Origin of the sequence: Massilia timonae, from assembly GCF_001866515.1 — a bacterium.
GTDB lineage: Bacteria > Pseudomonadota > Gammaproteobacteria > Burkholderiales > Burkholderiaceae_D > Telluria > Telluria timonae.
Genome location: NZ_JRYB01000001.1, coordinates 4,609,675 through 4,633,023, shown reverse-complemented (window position 1 = coordinate 4,633,023; position 23,349 = coordinate 4,609,675). Strand labels below are relative to the sequence as shown.

The window sequence follows — 23,349 nt, the reverse complement described above, 5'->3', positions numbered from 1 at the left end:
AGGGTCAGCGGTTCTGGTAGCCGCCGAAGCGGGTCACCGGACTCCAGGCCGGAGACACCGCGGGCAGCGCCGGCGACAGGGTTTCGAACTGGCCGGCGCCGTACACGACCTGGCCGTTGACCACCGTCAGCAGGCTTTCCAGGTCCTTGATCTTCTCGACGTCCATGGTGAAATAATCCTGCGGCAACACGGCGAAGTCGGCGTACTGGCCCACGACCAGCCGGCCCTTGACGTCTTCTTCGCCGCTCATCCAGGCGCTGCCGCGGGTCATGAGTTGCAAGGCTTCGTGGCGCGACAGCACGTCTTTCGCCTGCCAGGTTGACAGTCCCCCGGCGGTCTTGCCGGTGACCGCCCAGTAGATCGACGGCCAGGGGCCGTAGCTGCTCACCCGCGTGCCGTCGGTGCCGAGGCCCACGGGCAGGCCGAGCTCGAGCATCTTGCGGATCGGCGGCAGTTGCCGGGTCTGGGCGCCATAACGCGCCCGGTAGGCCTCGCCCTGGAAGTACATGCGGTTCTGCACCGCCACCCCGCCGCCCAGCGCCTTGATGCGTTTCAGCTGCTCGTCGGTCACCGTCTCGGCGTGGTCGACGATCCAGCGCAGGCCGGCCAGGGGCGTGCTGCGGTTGACCTTTTCGATCACCGCCAGGTCGCGCTCGATGCTTTCGCCATAGGTGGCGTGGATGCGAAACGGCCAGCGGTTCTTGACCAGCAGGGTGACCACGCGCTCCAGCTCGTCTTCCATATGGTGCGGCAGGTCGGGCCGCGGCTCCAGGAAGTTCTCGAAGTCGGCGGCGCTCGAGACCAGGTTCTCGCCCGCGCCCTCGGTCGTGAAGCCGTTGGCATAGAACAGGTGGTCGTTGCGGTTCGGCTTCGTCATCCTGATCCAGCGCTCGTAGTCTTCCAGCTCCTTGCCGGCCTTCTGCGCGAACAGGTAGTACGCGGTGCGCACCGTCAGCTTGCCCTCTTTCGCCAGTTCGAGCGTCACGCCATAGTCGTCCGGATAGGCCTGGCCGCCTCCGCCGGCATCGACGGCGCTGGTCATCCCCAGGCGGTTCAGGTCGCGGTAGAAGTGCAGGGTCGAGTTGCGCTGGTCGGCGCGGTCGAGCTTGTTGGTCTTGGCCAGGGTCGAGTACAGGATCATGGCGTTCGGCTTCGCCAGCAGCAGCCCGGTCGGCTTGCCGGCGGCGTCGATTTCCAGCTCGCCGTCGAGGTACCTGGTCTGTCTGGTATAGCCGAGCGTCTCGATGCCTTTCCGGTTCAGGAAGGCCTTGCCATATAAATAGAGGATGAAGACCGGCTTGTCGGGCACCGCGGCATTGATCTCGGCCAGGGTGGGCAGGCGCTTTTCGGCGAACTGGTGCTCGCTCCAGCCGCCCACGACCTTGACCCACTGGCCCTCGGGCGTGCGCGCCGCCTGTTCCTTGAGCATCTCCATCGCCCGCTTCAGGCTGCGCACGCCATCCCAGCGCACTTCCATATTGTAGTTCAGGCCTGCGCGGATCACGTGGGTGTGGGAATCGTTCAGGCCCGGAATCACGGTGCGCCCGCCCACGTCGACGACCCGTGTGTCTTTCTGCCTGAGGCGCAGCACGCGCTCGTTGCTGCCGGCGGCGGCGATCTTGCCATCCTTGACCGCCAGTGCCTGGACAAATTCGCCCTCGGCGGCCATGGTGGCGATTTTGCCGTTGGTGACGATCAGGTCGGCCTGGGCCTCGGCAGTCGCGGCGGTCAGTAGTCCGGCGGCGAACAGTGCGAGCGCGAGTGGATTCATTGCTTGACTCCTTGTTGGTTGAGCAGCGTCCAGTATCGGTCGCCGTCGCCAATGTTGAAAAGCGGATAATTTTGACGATGGCATTCGATACCATCGATCGTTCCACCCGGCCAGGGTGCGCACGGCAGGCGCCCGGCGGCGTGCATGCAATCCCTGGCTGCGTCACAATGGCTCCACACGAACTGATCACTCAAAGGATGAGCATGAACATCACGGTCCAGAATACCGTCCCCGATACCGCGCGCATTACCCTGGTCGGCGAGCTGCAGGATGGCAGTTTCAAGGCAAAGGTGATGACCGAGACCGCCGTGCCCTACACGCCCTACTGGGACAACCTGCTCGAGCAACGCATCGTCTATATCCAGCCCGACGATGAACAGCTGGGTTCGATCGTGACGGCGCTCAACGAACGCCGTCTGTCACTCGACGAGTTGCAGAATTACGGCAGCTCGGACGGCGGGACCTCGTCGATCCCGGTCTGACCCTACAGGATGCCCTTGCCGTCCGCGCCGAGGATCTCGTCGTGGCGTTCCTTGTCGGTCTTGTGCAGATAGCCGGCGGTGGTGGCGATATTGGCGTGGCCGGCGGTGTCTTGCAGGGTCTTGAGCTGCACCCCGCTGTTGGCGTGGTTGGTCAGCATGCTGTGGCGTAGCCAGTGCGGCGACGCCTGGCGCAGCATGGCGGCGCTGTCGCCGTCGCCCCGGGCCGCCGCCTCGCTGGCGGCCAGCTGGAAGATCGCCTTCAGCGCCTCGGAGGCCGCTTCGTCGGTGACGCGCACGTGGTCGCGCGTGCGGCTCGACAGCACCAGCGGCATGTGGTCGCCGCGGCTGGTCTGTTCCAGCAGGCCGAAGGCGCGCCGGTAGTCGCGGTAGGCTGCGAGGGTGGCCGGCGGCACCGGCAGCCGGCGCGGCTTGTTGCCCTTGCCCAGGACGTCCAGCCACCAGCGGCCGTCGCCCTCGCTGTAGATCGAACCCATGCGCGCGCCGACGATTTCATTGAGGCGCGCCCCGGTCTGGGCGAAGGCGATCAGCAGGAAGCGGTCGCGGGCGCGCTGGCGCGCCGCGGCGTCGGAATCGGCGTCGCGCGCCTCGGCCGCGGCCAGCGCATAGGCCAGCGCGGCCGGGGTCAGGTAGCGCGTGATGCGGCCGGCATGCGGCGCCCGCACATTGCGCACCAGGCGCGCCGGATTGCGGCGCAGGTAGCCGGTGTGCTCGGCGAACGCCAGCAAGCCCTTGATGGCGATCATCGACTGGCGCCGGCTGGTGTCGGACAGCGGGCCCGAGAACGGGCGGTAGCGCGGGTCGTTGCGCGGCCACTTGGTCGTGCATACCCACTCGGGCGGCGGGTTGCGGATGAACTCCTTGTAGGCGTTCAGGTCGGCCACGTTCAGCTGCTGGAAGGTCTTCTGCGCTTCTTCGCGGCACCAGGTCAGGAAGCGGTACAGTTCTTTCTGCAGGTTGGCGATCGACTTGGCACTCAGTTCGCCATGCGAGATGTATTCGCGCGCCAGTTCGGCGTCGTTGCGGGCCGAGGTGACCGGTTCGTCGTGCACGCCGGAGAAGATGCCCGTGTCCGGACGACTCGCCGCTGCCCGGTCCGGATGTTCCGTGGGCAGCGGGTCGAGGTCGATCGGCAGGAAGACGGGCATGGTGGTGCGATAAAGAACTGTATGAATATACAGTATAGCACCACGTCTCCGGCTCAGGAAGGGATATCGGACAGATCCGTATCAAGCGGCCGCAGCCATGCGCCGGCAGGCGTCGGCGCACGCGCGGCAGGCGGCCGCGCATGCCTGGCAGTGGTCCATCGGGTGCTGTGCGCATTCCCCGGCGCAGCGCTCACAGGCCTCGGCGCACACCCCGCACAGCGCCGCGGCGATCTCACCGCCGCGCGCCATGACCGCCGCCGCCAGGCGGCACAGCTGGGCGCAATCGATGTCGAGGGCGATGCAGCGCGCCATCATCTTGACGTCTTCCTCGCTCAAACAGGCGGCGGCGCAGCGGTCGCAGGCGTCGGCACAGGCATTGCAGGCCGCGATGCAGGCGGCGTAGTCAGGTTTTTCCATGGCAGTCTCCAGAAATGGTCGATGGAGCTACCCTAGCATTCGACCCGCGGCGCTCGCGCACGATACCTGCGAGCATGCTCATGCGCCACCCTCCTACAGCGCCTGCCCACCGCCGCCGATACCCGCACCGCTCCCGGAGCGTCACAATTGCGCATCACACACCAACTCGACAGGAGGCGCAGATGACCCAGTCCACATCGACACCCCAGGGCAAACCCGACGACGGCAGCGTGACCGTCGGCGTCGGCGGCCTGACCAGCGGCCAGCAAGGCGCCACGCCCAGCCACGAGAGCCAGACCGAGACCGGCGGCAACGGCGGACCGGGCCTCACCCGCAACCAATCGGGACCCTACGTCAACGCGCCCGACGGCACGGCAGACACGGCGCCGGACGCAGCCGCCACCAACGTCGAGACGCGCGACGCGGCGCCGCGCACCGAGTCGGTGGATGCGGCCATGACCCATGCCAATCCGGGCGCCCAGGATACCCGCGCCAGCCAGGCGGGACCAAGGGAAACCGGGCTGGGGGCGCGCGAGACGGGCGGCAACCAGGACGAAAGGGACTTGCCGCCGACCCAGCCCTGATCAGGCGCCGGCTTCGCGTCTGGCCAGCCTGGTCCACCAGACCCAGGACACGATCGCATTGACCCAGAAGCACAGGTAGAGAAAGGCCGTGAGGTGCAGCCCGCGGCTGTAGTACAGCGGCACGGCGATCGTATTGACCAGCAGCCAGACCGGCCAATTCTCGATCCGGCGCTGCATCATGAGCAGTTGGGCGATGACGCTGAACACCAGCACCGCCGAATCGATGAAGGGCGCGTAGGCGTTCGTGTAAAAGTGCAGCAAGGCGCCGTAGGCGGCGGTGGCGGCGATCCCGGCCGGGATCATCCATGCCAGGCTGCGCCAGCCGGCGTGGGTGATCGGCAGCGGCGCGCCGTTATTGCCGCGCAACCAGCGCCACCAGCCCAACACCCCGGTGCCGACGAAGAACATCTGCAGCACGACGTCGGCATACAGCCGGTTCCGGGCGAACAGCAGGCCGAACAGCGCGCAGCCGACGATGCCGGTCCACCAGGTATGGACGTTGTTGCGGCCGGCCAGCAGGATGGCGGCGGCCGTGAAGGCGTTGGCCGCCAGTTCGAGCGGGCTGGTCATCGTATGCGCTCCAGAATTCGGGAGCGCTACTGTAAGGCACGTATGTGCCCTACTGCAAGAACTACAGCTTGATGGTGCCGTGCTCGCCGTCCACGTCCGGCTGGGTGCCGGTCACGGCCGCCTTGGCCATGGCGAACAGGCGCACCATCTTGCTGTCGTTCGAATCCCAGTATTCGGCCGCGTGCGGATCGACCCGCACCAGCACCGCGTGCTGGTCTTCCGGGCCGGCCGGGAACCAGGCCTGGACCATCGGATTCCAACGGGCCTGGACTTGCGCGCGGTCGACCACGCGCTCGGCGCGGCCGCTGACCGACACATAGGTGCTGTTTTCGTTGTCGGCGAAGCTGACGTTGACCTCGGGCTGGTGCGCAATGCTGTCCCACAGCTCGGTCGTGGAATTGACGAAGAACCAGAGGCCGCCCTCGGCGTCGACGTCCTGCTTGGTCATGGGCTGGCTGACCAGGTGGTCATACCCGTCGCGGAAGGTGAACATGGCGAAGCGCATCGAGCCGATCCGGTCGGCGAGCGCGGCTGCGTGGTGGCGGTCTGCGGTCATGGCGTGTCCTTGATGGATGAGTAAAACCCCATCCTAGACGGCCGGGCCGCGCCTTTCGGTGCGCAGCCGTACAGTGGCGGCCCTCGGCAAGCCTGACGGCGAGCCTGACGTGAGGATGACAAATCGCTTATAGTGATGCCTCTGTACAAATTTGACATTGCCATGAAATTTGACGTCGCGATCGTCGGCAGCGGCCTGGCCGGCCTGTCCGTTGCCCTGCACCTGGCCCAGACCCGCAAGGTCGCCATCATCTCCAAGCGGGCACTGCTCGATGGCGCGAGCAGCTGGGCCCAGGGCGGGATCGCCGCCGTGCTCGATTCGGGCGACAGTCACGACCAGCACATCGACGACACCCTGGTCGCCGGCGCCGGCCTGTGCGACGAAGGCGCCACGCGCTATATCGTCGAGCATGGCCGCGCCGCCATCGAATGGCTGATCGACCAGGGCGTGCCGTTCACGCGCGACGCCACGGCCGAACTGGGCTTCCACCTGACCCGCGAAGGCGGCCACAGCCAGCGCCGCATCATCCACGCCGCCGACGCCACCGGCCATGCGGTGCAGGTGACCCTCGAACAGAAGGTGCGCGCGCACCCGAACATCGCGCTGTTCGAGCACCATGTGGCGATCGACGTCATCACGTCCGACAAGCTGGGCCCCGACGGCATCCATGCCGGCGCGCCGTCGCTGGTCGGCCAGCCGCGCTGCCACGGCCTGTACGTGCAGGACATCGAGAGCGGCAAGGTGCTGACCTTCGAGGCCGAACACACGGTGCTGGCCACCGGCGGCGCCGGCAAGGTCTACCTGTACACCACCAATCCCGACACCGCCACCGGCGACGGCATCGCCATGGCCTGGCGCGCCGGCTGCCGGGTGTCGAACATGGAATTCATCCAGTTCCACCCGACCTGCCTCTACCACCCCTATGCCAAATCGTTCCTGATCACCGAGGCGATCCGCGGCGAAGGCGGCTTGCTCAAGCTGCCGCAAGAGGCCGGCCCGCTTGCGGGCGCCCGCTTCATGCCGGCCCATGACGAACGGGGGGAGCTGGCGCCGCGCGACGTGGTCGCCCGCGCCATCGACTTCGAGATGAAGAAGCGCGGCCTGGACCACATGGACCTGGACATCAGCCACCAGGACCCGGAGTTCCTCAAGGAGCACTTCCCGACGATTTACGCGCGCTGCCTGGAACTGGGCATCGACATCACGCGCGAGCCGATCCCCGTGGTGCCGGCCGTGCACTTCACCTGCGGCGGCGTGGTCACCGACCTGGCCGGGCGCACCGACATCCCCGGCCTGTATGCGGTGGGCGAGACTGCCTGCACCGGCCTGCACGGCGCCAACCGCCTGGCCAGCAATTCGCTGCTGGAATGCGTGGTGGTGGGCCGCGCCTGCGCCGAGCACATCGCGACCAGCACCCCGGTCGAGCATCCGGCCTTGCCGGCCTGGGACGAGAGCCGCGTCACCAACGCCGACGAAGAAGTGGTCATCGCCCACAACTGGGACGAGCTGCGCCGCTTCATGTGGAACTACGTCGGCATCGTGCGCACCACCAAGCGCCTCGAGCGCGCCGAGCACCGCATCAAGCTGCTCAAGGAAGAGATCGACGAGTACTACCGCAACTTCCGCATCACGCCCGACCTGCTGGAGCTGCGCAACCTGGTCGAGGTGGCGCACCTGATCGTCAAGAGCGCGCTGTCGCGCCACGAGAGCCGCGGCCTGCATTATTCGCGCGACTTCCCGGACACGCTGCCGAAGGCGCTGCCGAGCGTCCTGACGCCGCGGCGCGGCTGAGATGTCGACGCCCGGCTATCGGCTGACCCCGGCCACCGCCCTGCTCCTGACCGTCCCGCCCGTGCTGTGGGCCGGCAACGCCATCGTCGGACGCCTGGTGCGCGACGCGGTGCCGCCGATGACGCTCAACCTGATCCGCTGGTCGATCGCGCTCGCCGTCCTGCTGCCGCTGGGCCGGGCCGTCCTGCGCGCCGATTACGGCGTGCTGGCCAACTGGAAGCGCTACAGCATGCTCGGCCTGCTGGGCGTCGGCCTGTACAACTCGCTGCAATACCTGGCGCTGCAAAGTTCGTCGCCGATCAACGTGACCCTGGTCGCCTCCGGCGTGCCGGTGTGGATGCTGCTGGTCGGGCGGCTGTTCTTCAACGTGCCGGTCAAGCGCAAGCAGGTCGTGGGGGCGGCGCTGTCGATCGCCGGCGTGCTGGTCGTGATGTGTCGCGGCTCGCTGGCCGAGCTGGCGGCGCTGCGGCTGGTGGCGGGCGACCTGTACATGATCCTGGCCACCATCGCCTGGTCGTTCTACAGCTGGCTGCTGATGCAGCAAAAGGACGTGCCGGCGCTGCGCGCGGACTGGGCCGCCTTCCTGCTGGCCCAGGTCGGGTTCGGCGTGCTGTGGTCGGGCGCGCTGGCCGGCGGCGAATGGGCGGTCAAGGACGTGCACATCGCCTGGAGCTGGCCGCTCGCCGCCGCCCTGCTGTACGTGGCGATCGGGCCGGCCATCATCGCCATGCGCTGCTGGGGCGCGGGCGTGCAGCGCGCCGGGCCGAGCCTGGGCGCGTTCTTCATCAACCTGACGCCGCTGTTCACGGCGCTGCTGTCGTCCGCGTTTCTCGGCGAGGCGCCGCACCTGTATCATGTGCTGGCATTCGGGATGATCGTTGGCGGGATCGCCGTATCCGCCAGGTGAGCGCGGCGCGCTGATCCGGGGAATCGTGTGTGGCGTCCGGATGGCCGATGTTACGATCCCATGCATGGGAGGAAAGCATTGGAGGAAGGAGCGGCATGGCAGAAGGTCTCAGCATTCACGAGGGCGTCGGGGCATTGGCCGCGTTCCTGGCCAGGCACCCGCGCACGCTGGTCCTGACCGGCGCCGGCCTGTCGACCGCTTCCGGCATCCCCGATTACCGCGACCGTGACGGCGTACGCCGCGGCCGCCTGCCGATCCAGGGGCCCGAGTTCCGGCGCGACGTGGCGGTCCAGCGCCGCTACTGGGCGCGCAGCATGGTCGGCTGGCCGCTGCTGGCGCGCGCCCGGCCCAACGACGGGCACCGGGCGCTGGCCGCCCTCGAGGCGGCCGGCAAGCTCGGTTTCATCCTGACCCAGAACGTCGACGGCCTGCACCAGCAGGCCGGCAGCCACGCGCTGCTCGAATTGCACGGCAATATCCATTATGTGAGCTGCCTGGCCTGCGATGCACGCTTTCCGCGCGCCTTCGTCCAGACCCAACTGGAGTTCGCCAACCCGGCCCTGCTGCAGGCGATGGCCACGCCGCTGCCGGATGGCGACGCGGCGCTCGATCCGGACGCCGTCACCGGCGTCGCCATTCCGGCGTGCGTGCACTGCGGCGGGGTCTTGATGCCCGACGTCGTTTTTTTCGGCGACAACGTGCCGCCGGCGCGCACCGCCTGCGCGCTGGCGCAGATGGAGGCGGCCGATGCGCTGCTGGTGGTCGGCTCGTCGCTGATGGTGTATTCGGGCTTTCGCTTCTGCCGGTTGGCGCAGGCGGCGGGCAAGCCGATCGCCGCCATCAACCTCGGCCGCACCCGCGCCGACGACATGCTGGCGCTGAAACTCGAAGCCTCGGCCGAACACATCCTGCCGCAGGTGGCGCAACTGCTGGACGCGAACCGGCCTGCGCCGCCATCCGACCTCATCGACCATAGGGGGACCATGTGACATCGAATCTTCGCGGCGCAAGCTCCGGCCGCCGCTTGTCGACCGGGGCCGCGCTTGCCGGCATCGGCCTTCTGGCTTCGTGGCTGTTCGTGCGCGCCAGGACCCGGCGCGCCGAACAGGCGCATCCTCCCGCCGGCCGCTTCATCACGGTCGACGGTGTGCGCCTGCATTACCTGGAGCGCGGAACCGGGCCGGCGCTGGTGCTCTTGCACGGCAATGGCGTCGACGCGACCGATTGGGAGCGTAGCGGCGTGCTGGACGCCGCGGCCGAGCATTACCGGGTGATCGCCTTCGACCGCCCCGGCTTCGGCTACAGCGAGCGGCCGCGCAGCACGGTCTGGACACCCGACCGGCAGGCGCGCCTGCTGCACCACGCCTTGCAGGAACTGCAGGTCGCCAGCGCGATCGTCGCCGGCCACTCCTGGGGCACGCTGGTGGCGCTCGCGATGGGCCTGCAGGTGCCGGACTTCGTGCGCGGACTGGTGCTGGTCTCGGGCTACTACTATCCGAGCCTGCGCATGGACGTGATGGTCGGCGCGCCGCCGGCCCTGCCGCTGGTGGGCGACGCGCTGCGCTATACGGTGGCGCCGCTGGCCGGCCGGCTGATCTGGCCAGCCGCGGCCGGACGCGCGTTCGCGCCATTACCCGTATCGGAGCGCTTCCGCGAGATGTCGCCGTGGATGGTGTTGCGGCCGGCCCAATTGCGGGCGAACGCCGCCGATTCGAGCCTGATGGTGCCGGCCGCGATGTCGCTGGCGCGGCGTTATGGCCGGCTGAAGGTGCCGGTACAGATCCTGTCGGGCACCCAGGATGGCGTCTGCGATTGCGCCCGCAATGCCGAGCGACTGCACGCGGCGCTGCGCCACAGCGAGCTGTCGGTCACGCCCGGGGTGGGCCATATGCTGCACTACGCCGAGCCGGGCAAGGTGCTGGGAGCGATCGATGCGATCGCATCCCAGGTCGGCGTGCCGGCGCATTTGCCGACCGCGCGCGAGAACACGGCCGCGGCGGCCGGCGAGAGCGGGGTGTAGACGGCGGGCGTAGAATCAGCTATTGCCCAGCTTGATCGCCAGGCCGGCGATCAGGCTGCCCGCCATGGCCAGCGACAGCACGGCGTGCACCGTGGTCGAGCCGATCGAGGACGCCTCGGCCGAATCGTCGCGCTTGAGCGCCATGGCGCGGCCCAGCACGACCGGGCGCAGGAAGCCGCGGATGCCGACCAGCAGCATGCCGATGCCGAAGAACAGCTCGCCCTTCATGCCGTACATGATGCCGTCGAGGAGCTGGGGCACGCCCAGCAAGAGGCCGAAGCCGAGCCAGAACAGGCGAAAGCCGAGCGAACGTTTCAACTTGGTAGTCGTCATGGATGTCGTGATGAGGGATTACAGGATGCGCAGCGAGTAGTCGGTCGCGCGCACGTCCTTGGTCAGGCTGCCGATCGAGATGCGGTCGACGCCCGTTTCGGCGATCGCGCGCACGGTCTCCATATTGATGCCGCCCGAGGCTTCCAGCAGCGCGCGGCCGGCATTCACCTCGACCGCTTCGCGCATGCGCGCCAGGTCGAAGTTGTCGAGCAGGACCGATTTCACGCCGCCGGCCAGCGCTTCCTCGAGCTGGGCGATGGTCTCGACCTCGATCTGCACCGGCGCGCCGGAATCCAGCCTGGCCGCCGCCTGCAGCGCGGCCGTCACGCCGCCGGCCGCCGCGATATGGTTTTCCTTGATCAGGATGCCGTCATACAGCGCCATGCGCTGGTTCTTGCCGCCGCCGACGCGCACCGCGTATTTCTGCGCCAGGCGCAGGCCCGGCAAGGTCTTGCGGGTGTCGAGGATCGCGGCATTCGTGCCCGCAATGACGTCGACGTAGCGGCGGGTGGCGGTCGCCACGCCAGAGAGCAGCTGCATGAAGTTCAGCGCGCCGCGCTCGGCGGTGAGCAGCGAGCGCGGATTGGCGCGGATCGTGCACACCGTCGAGTCAAGCGCCATGAGGTCGCCCTCGGCGTAGTGCCAGTCGATCTCGGTATCCTGGTCGACCGCCAGCATCAGGCCCTCGAACCATGGCGCGCCGCACAGCACGGCCGCTTCGCGCACGATGACGCGCGCCGTCACCCGGGTGTCGCTTGGTACCAGCTTGCCGGTCAGGTCGCCAGTGCCGACGTCTTCCAGCAGCGCAGCCAGGATGTTCTGCTCGAAGGCGGCTTGCAGCTTGTCGTCGAACTGGGCGTGTGGGTTCTTCAGTGTGGTCATGCGGGTCCTACCCCCGAGAACATCGGGGCATTGTTTTCCAGTTTGCCGGTGGGCAGCGCCTTGGCGCGCTTGGCCGCGGCGAAGTCGAGCATGCGGTCGATCGCGCGTTTCGCCTGCAGGCCGACGCTTGGCTCGACGTGGATCTGGTTGGCGCCCGATTCCAGCACTTCCGCCAGATTGCGCAAGCCGTTCATCGCCATCCACGGGCAGTGCGCGCAACTCTTGCAGGTCGCGCTGTTGCCGGCGGTCGGCGCCTCGATGAAGGTCTTGCCCGGGGCGGCGATGCGCATCTTGTGCAGGATGCCGTTGTCGGTGGCGACGATGAAGTGGGTCGCGTCCATGGTCTGGGCCGCGTTGATCAGCTGGGTGGTCGAGCCGACCGCGTCGGCCTGGGCCACCACGTTGGCCGGCGACTCGGGATGCACCAGCACCTTGGCGTTCGGGTATTCGGCCTTGAGCAGGTCGAGCTCGATGCCCTTGAATTCGTCGTGCACCAGGCAGGAGCCCTGCCACAGCAGCATGTCGGCGCCGGTCTTGGCCTGGATGTAGGAACCCAGGTGGCGGTCGGGTGCCCACAGGATCTTCTTGCCCTGGGCGTGCAGCTCGGCCACGATGTCCAGGCCGATCGACGAGGTCACCATCCAGTCGGCGCGCGCCTTCACGGCGGCGCTGGTGTTGGCGTACACCACCACGGTGCGGTCCGGATGCTGGTCGCAGAAGGCCGCGAACTCGTCGGCCGGGCAGCCCAGGTCGAGCGAACAGGTCGCGTCGAGGTCGGGCATCAGGATGGTCTTCTCGGGGCTGAGGATCTTGGCGGTCTCGCCCATGAAGCGCACGCCGGCCACCACCAGGGTCTGGGCCGGATGGTCGCGGCCGAAGCGCGCCATTTCCAGCGAATCCGAGACGCAGCCGCCGGTTTCCTCGGCCAGGTCTTGCAGGTCGGCGTCCACGTAGTAGTGGGCCACCAGCACGGCGCCCTTTTCTTTCAGGAGGCGGCGGATGCGGTCCTTCAGTTCGGCGCGCTCGGCCATTTCCGGCGCGTTCGGGACTTTCGCCCAGGCCTCGGCGGTGCAGGCCATGCCGGCCTGGGGCCGGTCGTATTCATAGGTCTTGATTGGTGCTGTCACGGCATTCATGCTCGCGCGTCTCCTCGCGTTGGCGGGGCCGGGGCCCCGCCCTCCTTCGAATCGATGTCTACCTGTCGATCAGTCGATGCCCTGGCTGCGCAGGTATTCCTCGTAGTTGCCCTGGAAGTCGACTACGTCGTGCTCGCGGATCTCGATCACGCGGGTGGCCAGCGAGGACACGAACTCGCGGTCGTGCGAGACGAAGATCAGGGTGCCGGCGTACTTGTCGAGCGCGATGTTCAGCGATTCGATCGATTCCATGTCCATGTGGTTGGTCGGCTCGTCCAGCAGCAGCACGTTGTGACGGCCCAGCATCAGCTTGCCGTACATCATGCGGCCCTTCTCGCCACCCGACAGCACCTTGACCGACTTCTTGACTTCGTCGCCGCCGAACAGCAGGCGGCCCAGGATCGAGCGCACGGCCTGGTCGTCGTCGCCCTCTTGCGTCCACTTGCCCATCCAGTCGGTGAGCGTTTCGCCGCTGGCGAATTCCTCGGTCGGATCCTGCGGCATATAGCCCGGATTGGCGTTCTCGGCCCACTTCACGCGGCCGGTGTCCGGCTGCAGGCCGCACAGGTCGCCGCCGATCGAACGCAGCAGCGTGGTCTTGCCCGCGCCGTTGGCGCCGATGATCGCGATGCGCTCGCCCGCCTCGACCATGATCGAGAAGTTTTTAAATAACTGACGCTCGTAGGCCTTCGAGATGTTCTCGGCTTCCACCGCCAGGCGGTGCAGCTTCTTCTCGCCCTCGAAACGCACGAACGGGTAGGCGCGCGAAGAAGGCTTGAATTCCTCGATCTTGATCTTGTCGATCTGCTTGGCGCGCGAGGTCGCCTGGCGCGCCTTCGATTTGTTGGCCGAGAAGCGGCGCACGAAGTCTTGCAGTTCGGCCACTTTTTCCTTGGCCTTGGCGTTGTTCGCCAGCTGCTGGTTGCGTGCCTGGGTCGAGGCCAGCATGTAGTCGTCGTAGTTGCCCGGATAGACCTTCAGGGTGCCGTAGTCCATGTCGGCCACGTGGGTGCAGACCTGGTTCAGGAAGTGACGATCGTGGGAAATGATGATCATGGTGGAATTACGCTCGTTGAGCATGTTTTCCAGCCAGCGGATCGTGTTGATGTCCAGGTTGTTGGTCGGTTCGTCGAGCAGCAGGATATCCGGATTCGAGAACAGGGCCTGGGCCAGCAGCACGCGCAGCTTCCAGCCCGGCGCCACGGCGCTCATCGGGCCCTGGTGCAGCTCGGTGGCGATTTCCAGGCCCAGCAGCAGTTCGCCGGCGCGCGCCTCAGCCGAGTAGCCGTCGTATTCGGCCACTTTGCCTTCGAGCTCGGCGGCCTTCATGTAGTCGTCGTCGGTGGCTTCCGGGTTGGCGTAGATCGCATCGCGTTCGGCGATCGCGTTCCACAGCTCGGTGTGGCCCATCATGACGACGTCCAGCACGCGCACGTCTTCGTAGGCGAACTGGTCCTGGCGGAGCTTACCGAGGCGCTCGCCCGGATCGAGGCTGACGTTGCCCGCGGACGGCTCGAGGTCGCCGCCCAGGATCTTCATGAAGGTCGACTTGCCGCAGCCGTTGGCGCCGATCAGGCCATAGCGGTTGCCCTCGCCAAATTTGACGGAAATGTTCTCGAACAGCGGCTTGGCGCCGAATTGCATCGTGATATTGGCTGTGGATAGCACTGTATTACCCCAAAAAGCATATTTGATTAACCGGCTATTCTACCATTCTGCGCCTTGCCAGGCGAATAAGGGTGGATTCCGGACAGTGGCGCGCGGATCAGATGCGGCGCAGGGTCGGATAGTCGGACAAGGTCAGGCGGAAGCCGTCGGCATCGGACACCAGGTGACCCTGGGCGCCGAACGGAATGGTGACGCGGCGCTCGATGTGGCCGAAGGAGAGGCCCGTCAATACCGGCAGCGGCAGGGTCTGGCGCAAATAGGCCAGCATGGCGTCGAAGTCGTAGCCATTGTCCATCGGCCCCAGGCGATAGCCCGAAAAGTCGCCCAGCATCACCGCCTGCTGGCGTTCGAGCACGCCGGCCTGCATCAGTTGCAGCAGCAAGCGCTCGATGCGGTACGGATGTTCGGCGATGTCTTCGAGCCACAGGATGCCGCCGTCGATGCGCGGAAAATACGGCGTGCCGACCATGGCGCCGATCATGGCCAGGTTGCCGCCCCAGACGGCGCCGCGCACGTCGAGCGGCGGATTGCCGGCAATGCGCTCGGTGATCGTGTGCGTCGGGCCGGCCAGACAGGCCCAGAAATCGTCGAGCGTGAACGCGACCGGTTCGAGCGCACCGAAGTCGCCCGCGATCATCGGCCCGGCATAGCTCAGGCCGCCCGCCTTCGCCATCAGGCCCATGTGCAGGGCCGTCAGGTCGGAAAAGCCGACCACGATCTTGCCGCTGGCGGCGATCGCCTCGAAATCGATGCGCGGCAGCAGGCGGCTGATGCCATAGCCGCCGCGCAGGGCAATAATGAGATGCACGCTTGGATCGGCCACGGCGGCGTGCAATTGTTCCAGGCGTGCGTCATCGGTGCCGCCGAAGCGCTGGTGGGTGCAGCTGTGGTCGTAGTAATTACGCACCAGGAAGCCCTGCCCTTCGAGGCGCGCGATGGCGCGTTCGAGCGCCGATGGCTCGGGAATGCAGCCGGCTGGCGCCACGATGGCGATGCCGGGACGGGAAGTGATCACTGTTTGACGAAGAGCCGGGGTGTTGAATCTGGCAACATCTTACCCCGCGCATGGGAGTCGATCAAGGCAAGGATGCGCTCGACCAGCTGGGGCGGCAGGTCGTGGCCCATCCCTTCGATGATCTCGAGCCGCGCGCCATCGATGTGGCGTGCCACGTCGCGGCCGCAGGCCACGGGCAGCAGCGGATCGGCGGCGCCGTGGATGACGAGGGTCGGCGCCGAGATCGCCGGCAGCAGCGCGCTGCGGTCGCCGGCGGCAAGCAGCGCCAGCATCTGGCGCGCACTGCCGCTTGGGCAATAGCAGCGTCGCATGGAGCGCGTGACGCGCTTGCGCAGCTGCCGGTCCGGGGTCGGATAGGACGGGCTGCCGAGCAGCCGCAGCAGCCCGACGGCGTGCTCGATGACGCTGTCGAGATCGGTGGGATCGGCGGGATGGCTGGCCAGCGCCTTGCGCACCGCCGCGCCCGGCCCAGGCAGGCCGCGCCGGCCGCTGGTGGACATGATCGAGGTCAGGCTCAGCACCCGCTGCGGGTGGCGCGCCGCCAGTTGCTGGGCGATCATGCCGCCCAGCGCCGACACGCCGACCAGGTGGGCCCGGGCCACGCCCAGCGCCGACAGCACGCCGAGGGCGTCGGCCGCCATGTCCTCGATGCCATAGGGCGAGCGCAGCGGCCAGCCCAGGGCGGCCTTGATGCGCGCCAGCGTGAGGTTCGGGGTGCCGGCCTGTTCGAACCTGGTCGACAGGCCACAGTCGCGGTGGTCGAAGCGGATCACGTAAAAGCCGAGCTCGACAAGCCCTTCGACGAAGTCGTCGGGCCAGTTGGTCAGCTGCATGCCGAGGCCGTGGATCAGGAGCAGCGGCGCGGCTTTGGGGTCGCCCGCGGTGTCGAAGGCGATGCGCAGGCCATTGGCGTGGAGGGTGGGCATGACGGCAGGTCAGGAGCGCGTAATGTGGCGCCAGCCTGGCGCCGATGCTGTTCGTGGTTCACATCCCTAGGGTCGGACGGCCGTGCCGTCATGGCGACTTGAAAACAGCATAACAGCTAATTGGCGCGGATGGCGCTCCGCCTGATGGAATGCGGCTGGGAGCGCCCTTCCCGGTCAGCCCTGGATGGCGGCGGGCTTGCGCGCCGCGTTGCGGCGTTCCACGAAAAAGGCCTTGAGCAAGGCGCTCGCCTCCTCCGCCATGACGCCGCCGACCACGGCGGTGTGGTGGTTCAGCCTGTCTTCGGCGAACAGATCGACGACCGAGCCGCAGGCGCCGGTCTTCGGGTCCAGCGCCGCGTACACCACCTTGGCCAGGCGCGCATGCATCATCGCCCCCGAGCACATGATGCAGGGTTCCAGCGTCACGTACAGCTCGCAGCCCGGGAGCCGGTAATTGCCCAGTTTTTCGGCGGCGGCGCGCAAGGCGACGATCTCGGCATGGGCGGTCGGGTCGTGGCCGCTGATCGGCTGGTTGAAGCCGGTCGCGATGACCTCGCCATCCTTGACCACGACCGCGCCGACCGGCACCTCGCCCCGGTCCCAGGCCAATTGCGCCTGGGCCAGGGCCAGCCCCATATAGCGCCCGGCCGCCGCATCCGGCGAAGCGTTCCCGGTGGCCTGGAGGGTCGAATCCGGCATCATTCCGTGATCTCGGCCCAGCAGTTCGGGGTTTCGTGCAGCACCAGCTTGTGCAGGCGCAGGCCCGTACCGTAGCGGTCGATGAACACGGCCTTCAGGATGTCGAACGCCACCTGGGCCAGGTTCTCGACGGTCGGGATGCGGTCGATCACGATCGTCTTGTGGTCTGGCAGGCTTGCCAGGAACTCGCGCACCTTGTCATCCTTTTCGTACACAATGAAGGCGTGATCCCACACGTCGACCAGGTGCTGCTTAGCCAGGGCCTTGACGTCGGAAAAATCCATGATCATGCCATTGTCGGAATTGCCGTCGGAATCGATCACCTGGCCCGTCAGAGTAATCTCAAGGGTATAGCGGTGCCCGTGCAGGTTGCGGCACTGGCTCTTGTGGTCGGGAATCCGGTGTCCGGCATCGAATTCGAGCTTGCGGGTAATGGTCAACATGCTGCGTGTGGATCTTTAAGGAATCTGAAGAAGTTTATGGGTCTGGAGGCTGAGCTTCCATTTCGGGTTGGCGCGGCAGGTCTCGATCGCCAGCTGGAGGTTGCGGGCGGCCAGCGGGCCGTCCATCGCCTGCACATAGAAATGCTCGAAATCGAGCCCTTCATAGGCGGCCAGGTCTTGCCCGACCTGCGGGATGACGACCTTGATCTCGCTGCCTTTATGCACCGCCAGGGTCGAGCCCATCTTGGGGCTGACGCAGATCCAGTCCACGCCTTCCGGCACCGGCAGGGTGCCGTTGGTCTCGATGGCGATGGTGAAGCCGCGCGCATGCATGGCGTCGATCAGGGGACGGTCGAGTTGCAGCAGCGGTTCGCCGCCGGTGAACACCACGTATTTGCTGGCCGGATAAGTGGCTGGCCACAGGCTGTCGATCTCGGCCGCCAGCAGGTCCGCTTCCTTGAACTTGCCGCCGCGTTCGCCATCGGTGCCGACGAAATCGGTATCGCAGAACTGGCACACGGAGTTCAAGCGGTCGGCTTCGCGCCCGGTCCAGAGGTTGCAGCCGGAAAACCGGCAAAACACGGCCGGCCGCCCCGCATGGGCGCCCTCGCCCTGCAAGGTGTAGAAGATCTCTTTGATGCTGTAAGTCACGGTAAGCCTCTCGTCAACCTTCCATTATAGCGCGCCGGGCGCCGTGACGCTGCGGTTGCTGCCGTTCCACAAAACGTGTCGCATAACAGCTGCTTGAGAAGAAACAATATTCCTACAGCAGGACGGCGGTATGGTCCTACGGAATGTTCCGAATCCGGTAAGAGGGCGACTCATGAAAAAGTCTTCGGTTCTCCTAGTGTCGATGTGCTTGCTTGCTCACCGCGCCGAGGCCGGCGACGCGCATGCGCTGGTGCCGCTGCCCTGGCGCAGCGCGGCGCCGGAAGTGCTGGCCTGCATCATGGTCACGCTGGCCGCCCTGGTCCTGGCCTATATCGGCCTGCGCCGCAGCGTCACCAGCGATGAACGGGCGCGCGCGCTGCAGCACCAGCTCGAGGCCGAGCGCGAGGCGCGCTGCCAGGCCGACCAGGCGCTGGCCGACAACCACGACGTGCTGTGCCGCCTGGTGCGCCAGCACGAAGGCGTGCGCGAAGGCGAGCGGACCCGGATCGGCAGCGAGTTGCAGGCCGAGCTGGGCCGCCGCTTGTCGAGCCTGCGCGACGACATGGCGAGCCTGCGCGACTGCGCCCAGGCGACGCCTGCTCCGCTCCTGCTGGCCCGCGTCGACCGCGCGCTGGCCGGCATCGACGGCGCCATCCAGGCGGTGCGCGCCGTCGCCGGCGGCCTGCGCGGCGCCCATCCGGAAGACCGCCTGCGCCAGGCGCTGGAGCGCTGCCTGGCCGAGCATGCGCACCGCCACGGCCTGCGCTACCGCTTCGAGGCCGGCGTCGATCCGAGTTCGCGCGCCGGCCAGGACCGCGCGGCGCGCCTGGCCGTGTTCCGCGTGCTGCAGGACGTGCTGGCCGGCGCCGCGCGCAGGATCGGCCATGGCGGTGATGCGCAGGAGCGCGGGCACGAGGGTGAGCAGAAATGCGAGCTGCATGTGCGGCTGCTAGAAGGGGCCAGCACGCTCGGCCTCGAGATCGACGGCTGCGCCGGCTCGGTGGACGACGTCGCCGCCCTGCCCGCCGAGCTGGTCGAGCATATCCGCGCCATGGGCGGCGTGTTGCGGATGGTCGCCACCGGCGAGCGCCGCGCCCGCTGCTTGCTTTCGGTGCCGGTGCGCAGTGTGGTGCAAGATCCACTACGCAACTCCCTCCACGAGCCGGTCCACGCCCCGGCGCCGGGCGCCCCCGCCATCATGGCGAAGGTTGCCTGACGCGCCCAGCGTTGCAAAATGCCACCTCGCCATTGTCCTTGCTGAAAATCAATGGCGTGATCCTGCGCAGGTTGCAGAATCGGTCCCTAGCGGCAACTCACCGGTTGTCGCTCTCCGACACCGCAACCACAGAGGACGGCTCATGAGCGCACCCAGCACCGGCACAGGCCCGACAGCCCTGGTCCAGGACGTGGCATTCGTGGGGCAATTGATGGAAAGCCTGTCGGTGCCGGTCTTCGTGCTGGACACCGACGCCCGCGTCATGATCTGGAACCGCGCCTGCGAGGAGCTGACCGGCGTGCCGGCGCCGGAAGTGCTCGGCACCGGCGACCACTGGCGCAGTTTCTACGAGATCCAGCGCCCCACCCTGGCCGACCTGGTGCTCAAGGGCCGGCGCGACGAGGTCCGGCCGCCCCCTGGCGTGGAGGGCCATTGTCCCGGTCCGCTGTCGATCGAGAGCTGGTGCGACATGCCGCGCGCCGGCCGGCGCCGCTACCTGGCGGCCGACGCCAGCCCGATCTTCAATGCCAGGGGCCAGCTGTCGGCGGTGGTCGAGACCCTGCGCGACCTCACCGACGCCAAGATGGCGCAGATCGCGCTCGAGCAGCTGGCCACGCGCGACGGCTTGACGGGCCTGGCCAACCGGCGCTGCTTCGACGACACCCTGCATGCGGAATGGACGCGCGCACTACGCCAGATGCAGCCGCTGTCGCTGCTGATGGTCGACGTCGACAACTTCAAGGCGTATAACGATGCCCATGGCCACCTGGGCGGCGACGAGTGCCTGAAGCGGGTGGCGCGCGCCGTGGCCAGCGAGATGCGGGCCAACGACCTGGTGGCGCGCTACGGCGGCGAGGAGTTTGCCGTGATCCTGCCCAACCAGTCGCTGAAAGGCGCGGCCATCGTGGCCGAGCGCATCCGCTGCCGGGTCGAACAGCTGCAACTGCCGTGCCGCTTCGCCGCCGGCCACGTGACGGTGTCGATCGGCGCCGCCACCGCGATCGCCGGGCCCGACAACCATGCCAGCCAGCTGGTCGCGATCGCCGACGCCGCCCTGTACCGCGCCAAGCACCTGGGTCGCAACCGCATCAGCCTGCCGATGACGGAAGCCGCGTAAAGACGGGTATTCCTACGGCTGTTCATTCCTTGGTGGATAGACTATCCTTCGCGATTGTCTATTTCCCAAGGAGACATTGTGTTTCAATCGACCCTGTCGCGCACCACGCTCGCGACATTGATTTCCGGCGTGCTGGTGGCGGGCGCCGTCCATGCGGCGTCGGCCACCCCCACGGCCGCCAAGGCCGCCACCGGTGGTGACGTGCTGCCATTCAAGGCAACCGAAAAACTGCTTCCCAACGGGCTGAAGGTCATCGTGGTGCCGACCGGCTTCCCCAACCTGGTCTCGGTGCACATCCCGGTGCAGACCGGGTCGCGCAACGAAGTCGAACCGGGCAAGTCGGGCTTCGCCCACTTCTTCGAGCACATGATGTTCCGCGGGACGCCGACCTACCCGCCCGAAAAATACCAGGAAGTGATCACGAAGGCCGGCGCGCGCCAGAACGCGTATACCAGCGACGATCTCACCAATTACTACACCACCTTCGCCAAGCAGGACCTGGAAACGGTGCTGAAGGTCGAGGCCGACCGCTTCCAGCACCTGTCGTATCCGATCGCGGCCTTCAAGACCGAATCGCGCGCCGTGCTGGGCGAATACAACAAGAACAGCGCGAACCCGATGTCGAAGCTGTTCGAGGTGCAGCGCGACGCCGCCTACACCACCCACACCTACAAGCACACCACGATGGGCTTCCTCAAGGACATCGAGGACATGCCCAACCAGTATGATTACTCGAAGGTCTTCTTCGACCGCTGGTATCGTCCCGAAAAGACCACCATCATCATCGCCGGCGACGTCGAACCGTCGAAGGCGATCGCCATGGTCGAGAAGTACTGGGCCGGTTGGAAGCGCGGCGCCTTCACCTCGAACGTGCCGGTCGAACCCGCGCCGCGCGGCGCCCAGTACCGCCACGTGGCCTGGCAGACCCCGACCTTGCCGCTGGTGACGGTCGCCTGGCGCGCCCCGAGCTTCGTCGCCCGGCAGAAGGAGCAGGCGGCGCTGTCGATGGCGCTGTCGCTGTCGTTCGGGCGCACCTCGCCGCTGTACAAGCGCCTGGTGCAGGACGAGCAAAAGGTCGACCAGCTGTTCGACTTCACCCCGAACCGGGTCGATCCGACCCTGGCCACCGTCGGCGCGCGCGTGAAGAATCCAGCCGACGCATTGATGGTGCGCGACGCCATCCTGCAGACGGTGGCGAAACTGCGCGACGAACCGGTCAGCAGCCAGGAACTGGAAGCGGCCAAGTCGGCCCAGAAGTATGGCCTGATCCGCTCGCTCGACAACACCGAGGCGATCGCCTCGACGCTGGCGTCCTACGTGCATTTCGAGCGCTCCTACGGCACCCTGAACGGGTACTACCGCGCGATCGACAGCTTGACGCTGGCCGACCTGCAGGCCGCCGCCCGCAAATACCTGGTCGACGACAGCATGGTGGTCACCACCCTGTCGCATGAGGCGCTGCCGAAGGGCATCGAAGCGTTGCCGAAGCTGGCATCGTTCGCCCCTCGGGAGGTTGATGCGAAGTTCGACGTGCTGGTGCAGAAGTCGGCCTTGCCGCAGATCCGCTTCAAGCTGCTGTTCGCCGCCGGATCGAGCCACGACCCGAAGGGCAAGGAAGGCCTGGCCGCCCTCACCGCCGCGATGGTGGCGGCGAGCGGTTCGCGCGAGCGCAAGATCGACGAGGTGACCAAGTCGCTGTTCCCGATGGCCGGCAGCTTCACCGAGCAGACCGACAAGGAGATGACGACCTTCACCGGCACCATCCACAAGGACAACTGGGACCAATTCCTCGGCATCGCCATGCCCCTGCTGGTGGACCCGGGCTTTCGCGAGGAAGATTTCCGGCGCCTGAAGGACGCCCAGCGCAACGCGCTGGTGCTGGACCTGAAGGACAACAACGAGGAGGAATTCGGCAAAGAGCGGCTGCAAGCGAATGTGTTCGCCGGCACCGGCTACGGTCATCCGGTGCTCGGCACCGTCGCCGGCATCGACGCCATCACGCTGGATGACGTGAAGGCCTTCTACGCCAAGGCGTATACCCAGGGCGCGGTGAAGGTCGGCATCTCGGGCGACGTGTCGGATGCGATGACGGCCTCGCTCAAGGCGCAGCTGGCGCGCCTGCCGCAAGGCGCTGGTCTCCCCGCGACGGGCGTGCCGAAAGGCCGCATGCCGAATGGCCTGGAAGTGGAAATCGTCGAGAAGAACACGCGCGCCACCGCGATCTCGTTCGGCCTGCCGCTCGAGGTCACGCGCAAGCACCCGGACTTCGCCTCCCTGTGGCTGGCCAAGACCTGGTTCGGCGAACACCGCTCCTCGAGCGCCCACCTGTACCAGCGCATCCGCGAAGAGCGCGGCATGAACTATGGCGACTACGCGTATATCGAAGCCTTCCCGCGCGGGATGTTCCAGTTCTTCCCGAACCCCAACCTGGGCCGCAAGGCGCAGCTGTTCGAGGTCTGGATCCGCCCGGTGGCGCCGCAGAACGGCCACTTCGCGCTGCGCGTGGCGCTGCACGAGCTGGGCAAGATGGTCGACGGCGGCATCAGCCAGGCCGACTTCGAGACCACCCGCGACTATCTGCTGAAGAACGTGTTCGTGATGACCGCGACCCAGGACCAGCAGCTGGGCTATGCCCTCGATTCGCAGTGGTACGGCACGCCGGACTTCACCGCCATGATGCGCGACGCCCTGTCGAAGCTGAGCGCGGCCGACGTCAATGCGGCGATCAGGAAGCACCTGTCGGCCAAGAATTTGTCGGTGGTGATCATCACCAAGGATGCGGCCGGCCTGAAACAGGCGCTGGTGAGCGACGCCTTCTCGCCGATCAAGTACGACGCCAACAAGCCGCAGGCCTTGCTGGACGAGGACCAGCAGATCGGCTCGATGAAGCTGAACATCAAGCCGGAGGCGGTGACCATCACGCCGGCGGCGCAGGTGTTCGCCAGGTGAACCGGTAGAGCAACACGTGTAGTGCCATAAAAAGCGGCGCCCGAGGGCGC

Annotated in this window: 23 protein-coding genes; 9 read left to right on the top strand and 14 right to left on the bottom strand. The window is 67.1% G+C overall.

The features are described from left to right. Window positions 1–4: 4 nt before the first annotated feature. Complete coding sequence (locus LO55_RS19640; protein ID WP_071362770.1) at window positions 5–1,771, bottom strand: amidohydrolase; 1,767 nt, start codon at window positions 1,769–1,771, stop codon at window positions 5–7. 203 nt (window positions 1,772–1,974) lie between these two features. Here LO55_RS19640 and LO55_RS19635 point away from each other — a divergent pair, with 203 nt between their 5' ends. Beyond that, the gene (locus LO55_RS19635; RefSeq protein ID WP_005670844.1) at window positions 1,975–2,253 is read left to right on the top strand and encodes a hypothetical protein; all 279 of its coding nucleotides are present in this window, start codon (window positions 1,975–1,977) and stop codon (window positions 2,251–2,253) included. 2 nt (window positions 2,254–2,255) lie between these two features. Here LO55_RS19635 and LO55_RS19630 read toward each other — a convergent pair whose 3' ends face one another. Further along, entirely contained in the window at window positions 2,256–3,419 is a 1,164-nt protein-coding gene (locus tag LO55_RS19630) for a tyrosine-type recombinase/integrase (RefSeq protein WP_071362769.1), read from the bottom strand. A gap of 81 nt (window positions 3,420–3,500) precedes the next feature. Then, window positions 3,501–3,836: a four-helix bundle copper-binding protein gene (locus LO55_RS19625; protein ID WP_071362768.1), complete on the bottom strand. Its 336-nt coding sequence runs from the start codon at window positions 3,834–3,836 to the stop codon at window positions 3,501–3,503. A gap of 182 nt (window positions 3,837–4,018) precedes the next feature. Here LO55_RS19625 and LO55_RS19620 point away from each other — a divergent pair, with 182 nt between their 5' ends. Further along, a complete protein-coding gene (locus LO55_RS19620) occupies window positions 4,019–4,420 on the top strand; it encodes a hypothetical protein (RefSeq protein ID WP_005670839.1) in 402 nt (133 codons plus the stop codon). Here LO55_RS19620 and pnuC read toward each other — a convergent pair whose 3' ends face one another. Both pnuC and LO55_RS19610 read right to left on the bottom strand, forming a co-directional pair. Then, complete coding sequence (gene pnuC, locus LO55_RS19615) at window positions 4,421–4,990, bottom strand: nicotinamide riboside transporter PnuC (protein ID WP_071362767.1); 570 nt, start codon at window positions 4,988–4,990, stop codon at window positions 4,421–4,423. A gap of 61 nt (window positions 4,991–5,051) precedes the next feature. Then, window positions 5,052–5,546, bottom strand: coding sequence for a pyridoxamine 5'-phosphate oxidase family protein (locus tag LO55_RS19610; RefSeq protein WP_005670836.1), 495 nt, complete (start codon window positions 5,544–5,546; stop codon window positions 5,052–5,054). A 162-nt stretch (window positions 5,547–5,708) separates the two neighbouring features. Between LO55_RS19610 and nadB the strand changes: the two genes are divergently transcribed. The 4 genes from nadB to LO55_RS19590 all read left to right on the top strand — a co-directional run bounded on the left by nadB (window position 5,709) and on the right by LO55_RS19590 (window position 10,264). Then, window positions 5,709–7,337, top strand: a complete 1,629-nt coding sequence (gene nadB / locus LO55_RS19605; RefSeq protein WP_071362766.1) for an L-aspartate oxidase — start codon at window positions 5,709–5,711, stop codon at window positions 7,335–7,337. A gap of 1 nt (window position 7,338) precedes the next feature. Then, a complete protein-coding gene (locus LO55_RS19600) occupies window positions 7,339–8,244 on the top strand; it encodes a DMT family transporter (RefSeq protein WP_071362765.1) in 906 nt (301 codons plus the stop codon). 95 nt (window positions 8,245–8,339) lie between these two features. After that, window positions 8,340–9,233 (top strand): NAD-dependent protein deacetylase, encoded by an 894-nt coding sequence (locus LO55_RS19595; protein ID WP_071362764.1) that lies wholly within the window; start codon window positions 8,340–8,342, stop codon window positions 9,231–9,233. After that, on the top strand, window positions 9,230–10,264 hold the full coding sequence (locus tag LO55_RS19590) for an alpha/beta fold hydrolase (RefSeq protein ID WP_229410190.1): 1,035 nt from the start codon (window positions 9,230–9,232) through the stop codon (window positions 10,262–10,264). Before LO55_RS19595 ends, LO55_RS19590 begins: the two co-directional genes overlap by 4 nt. Before the next feature lie 15 nt (window positions 10,265–10,279). On the opposite strand, the gene LO55_RS19585 is transcribed toward LO55_RS19590, so the two are convergent. The 9 genes from LO55_RS19585 to queE form a co-directional block, all read right to left on the bottom strand. Continuing rightward, window positions 10,280–10,597, bottom strand: coding sequence for a hypothetical protein (locus LO55_RS19585; RefSeq protein ID WP_005670826.1), 318 nt, complete (start codon window positions 10,595–10,597; stop codon window positions 10,280–10,282). An 18-nt stretch (window positions 10,598–10,615) separates the two neighbouring features. Beyond that, complete coding sequence (gene nadC / locus LO55_RS19580) at window positions 10,616–11,479, bottom strand: carboxylating nicotinate-nucleotide diphosphorylase (RefSeq protein WP_071362762.1); 864 nt, start codon at window positions 11,477–11,479, stop codon at window positions 10,616–10,618. Next, window positions 11,476–12,615 carry a quinolinate synthase NadA gene (gene nadA, locus LO55_RS19575; RefSeq protein ID WP_071362761.1) on the bottom strand — a complete coding sequence of 380 codons (1,140 nt, stop codon included), beginning with the start codon at window positions 12,613–12,615 and terminating at the stop codon, window positions 11,476–11,478. The genes nadC and nadA overlap by 4 nt, the downstream gene beginning before the upstream one ends. Window positions 12,616–12,684: 69 nt before the next feature. After that, the gene (locus tag LO55_RS19570) at window positions 12,685–14,283 is read right to left on the bottom strand and encodes an ABC-F family ATPase (protein WP_083415435.1); all 1,599 of its coding nucleotides are present in this window, start codon (window positions 14,281–14,283) and stop codon (window positions 12,685–12,687) included. Window positions 14,284–14,380: 97 nt separating this feature from the next. Further along, window positions 14,381–15,298 (bottom strand): muramoyltetrapeptide carboxypeptidase, encoded by a 918-nt coding sequence (ldcA, locus tag LO55_RS19565; RefSeq protein ID WP_071362759.1) that lies wholly within the window; start codon window positions 15,296–15,298, stop codon window positions 14,381–14,383. After that, window positions 15,295–16,224: an alpha/beta hydrolase gene (locus LO55_RS19560; protein WP_071362758.1), complete on the bottom strand. Its 930-nt coding sequence runs from the start codon at window positions 16,222–16,224 to the stop codon at window positions 15,295–15,297. Before LO55_RS19560 ends, ldcA begins: the two co-directional genes overlap by 4 nt. 174 nt (window positions 16,225–16,398) lie before the next feature. Next, window positions 16,399–16,923: a tRNA adenosine(34) deaminase TadA gene (gene tadA, locus LO55_RS19555; protein ID WP_051205216.1), complete on the bottom strand. Its 525-nt coding sequence runs from the start codon at window positions 16,921–16,923 to the stop codon at window positions 16,399–16,401. Then, entirely contained in the window at window positions 16,923–17,366 is a 444-nt protein-coding gene (queD, locus tag LO55_RS19550) for a 6-carboxytetrahydropterin synthase QueD (RefSeq protein ID WP_005670817.1), read from the bottom strand. The genes tadA and queD overlap by 1 nt, the downstream gene beginning before the upstream one ends. Window positions 17,367–17,381: 15 nt before the next feature. After that, entirely contained in the window at window positions 17,382–18,017 is a 636-nt protein-coding gene (queE, locus tag LO55_RS19545; protein ID WP_071362757.1) for a 7-carboxy-7-deazaguanine synthase, read from the bottom strand. A gap of 172 nt (window positions 18,018–18,189) precedes the next feature. Here queE and LO55_RS19540 point away from each other — a divergent pair, with 172 nt between their 5' ends. The 3 genes from LO55_RS19540 to LO55_RS19530 all read left to right on the top strand — a co-directional run bounded on the left by LO55_RS19540 (window position 18,190) and on the right by LO55_RS19530 (window position 23,299). Continuing rightward, a complete protein-coding gene (locus LO55_RS19540) occupies window positions 18,190–19,233 on the top strand; it encodes a sensor histidine kinase (RefSeq protein ID WP_143054570.1) in 1,044 nt (347 codons plus the stop codon). A gap of 142 nt (window positions 19,234–19,375) precedes the next feature. Next, window positions 19,376–20,350, top strand: coding sequence for a sensor domain-containing diguanylate cyclase (locus tag LO55_RS19535; protein ID WP_083415434.1), 975 nt, complete (start codon window positions 19,376–19,378; stop codon window positions 20,348–20,350). A 78-nt stretch (window positions 20,351–20,428) separates the two neighbouring features. Next, window positions 20,429–23,299 (top strand): M16 family metallopeptidase, encoded by a 2,871-nt coding sequence (locus LO55_RS19530; protein WP_071362754.1) that lies wholly within the window; start codon window positions 20,429–20,431, stop codon window positions 23,297–23,299. Window positions 23,300–23,349: the final 50 nt, after the last annotated feature.

Excerpts from the sequence above, each read along its gene's own strand:
- LO55_RS19640 (WP_071362770.1), bottom strand. The coding sequence starts at position 1,771 with ATGAATCCACTCGCGCTCGCACTGTTCGCCGCCGGACTACTGACCGCC.
- LO55_RS19635 (WP_005670844.1), top strand. The coding sequence starts at position 1,975 with ATGAACATCACGGTCCAGAATACCGTCCCCGATACCGCGCGCATTACC.
- LO55_RS19630 (WP_071362769.1), bottom strand. The coding sequence starts at position 3,419 with ATGCCCGTCTTCCTGCCGATCGACCTCGACCCGCTGCCCACGGAACAT.
- LO55_RS19625 (WP_071362768.1), bottom strand. The coding sequence starts at position 3,836 with ATGGAAAAACCTGACTACGCCGCCTGCATCGCGGCCTGCAATGCCTGT.
- LO55_RS19620 (WP_005670839.1), top strand. The coding sequence starts at position 4,019 with ATGACCCAGTCCACATCGACACCCCAGGGCAAACCCGACGACGGCAGC.
- pnuC (WP_071362767.1), bottom strand. The coding sequence starts at position 4,990 with ATGACCAGCCCGCTCGAACTGGCGGCCAACGCCTTCACGGCCGCCGCC.
- LO55_RS19610 (WP_005670836.1), bottom strand. The coding sequence starts at position 5,546 with ATGACCGCAGACCGCCACCACGCAGCCGCGCTCGCCGACCGGATCGGC.
- nadB (WP_071362766.1), top strand. The coding sequence starts at position 5,709 with ATGAAATTTGACGTCGCGATCGTCGGCAGCGGCCTGGCCGGCCTGTCC.
- LO55_RS19600 (WP_071362765.1), top strand. The coding sequence starts at position 7,339 with ATGTCGACGCCCGGCTATCGGCTGACCCCGGCCACCGCCCTGCTCCTG.
- LO55_RS19595 (WP_071362764.1), top strand. The coding sequence starts at position 8,340 with ATGGCAGAAGGTCTCAGCATTCACGAGGGCGTCGGGGCATTGGCCGCG.
- LO55_RS19585 (WP_005670826.1), bottom strand. The coding sequence starts at position 10,597 with ATGACGACTACCAAGTTGAAACGTTCGCTCGGCTTTCGCCTGTTCTGG.
- nadC (WP_071362762.1), bottom strand. The coding sequence starts at position 11,479 with ATGACCACACTGAAGAACCCACACGCCCAGTTCGACGACAAGCTGCAA.
- nadA (WP_071362761.1), bottom strand. The coding sequence starts at position 12,615 with ATGAATGCCGTGACAGCACCAATCAAGACCTATGAATACGACCGGCCC.
- LO55_RS19560 (WP_071362758.1), bottom strand. The coding sequence starts at position 16,224 with ATGCCCACCCTCCACGCCAATGGCCTGCGCATCGCCTTCGACACCGCG.
- tadA (WP_051205216.1), bottom strand. The coding sequence starts at position 16,923 with ATGCCGGATTCGACCCTCCAGGCCACCGGGAACGCTTCGCCGGATGCG.
- queD (WP_005670817.1), bottom strand. The coding sequence starts at position 17,366 with ATGTTGACCATTACCCGCAAGCTCGAATTCGATGCCGGACACCGGATT.
- LO55_RS19540 (WP_143054570.1), top strand. The coding sequence starts at position 18,190 with ATGAAAAAGTCTTCGGTTCTCCTAGTGTCGATGTGCTTGCTTGCTCAC.
- LO55_RS19535 (WP_083415434.1), top strand. The coding sequence starts at position 19,376 with ATGAGCGCACCCAGCACCGGCACAGGCCCGACAGCCCTGGTCCAGGAC.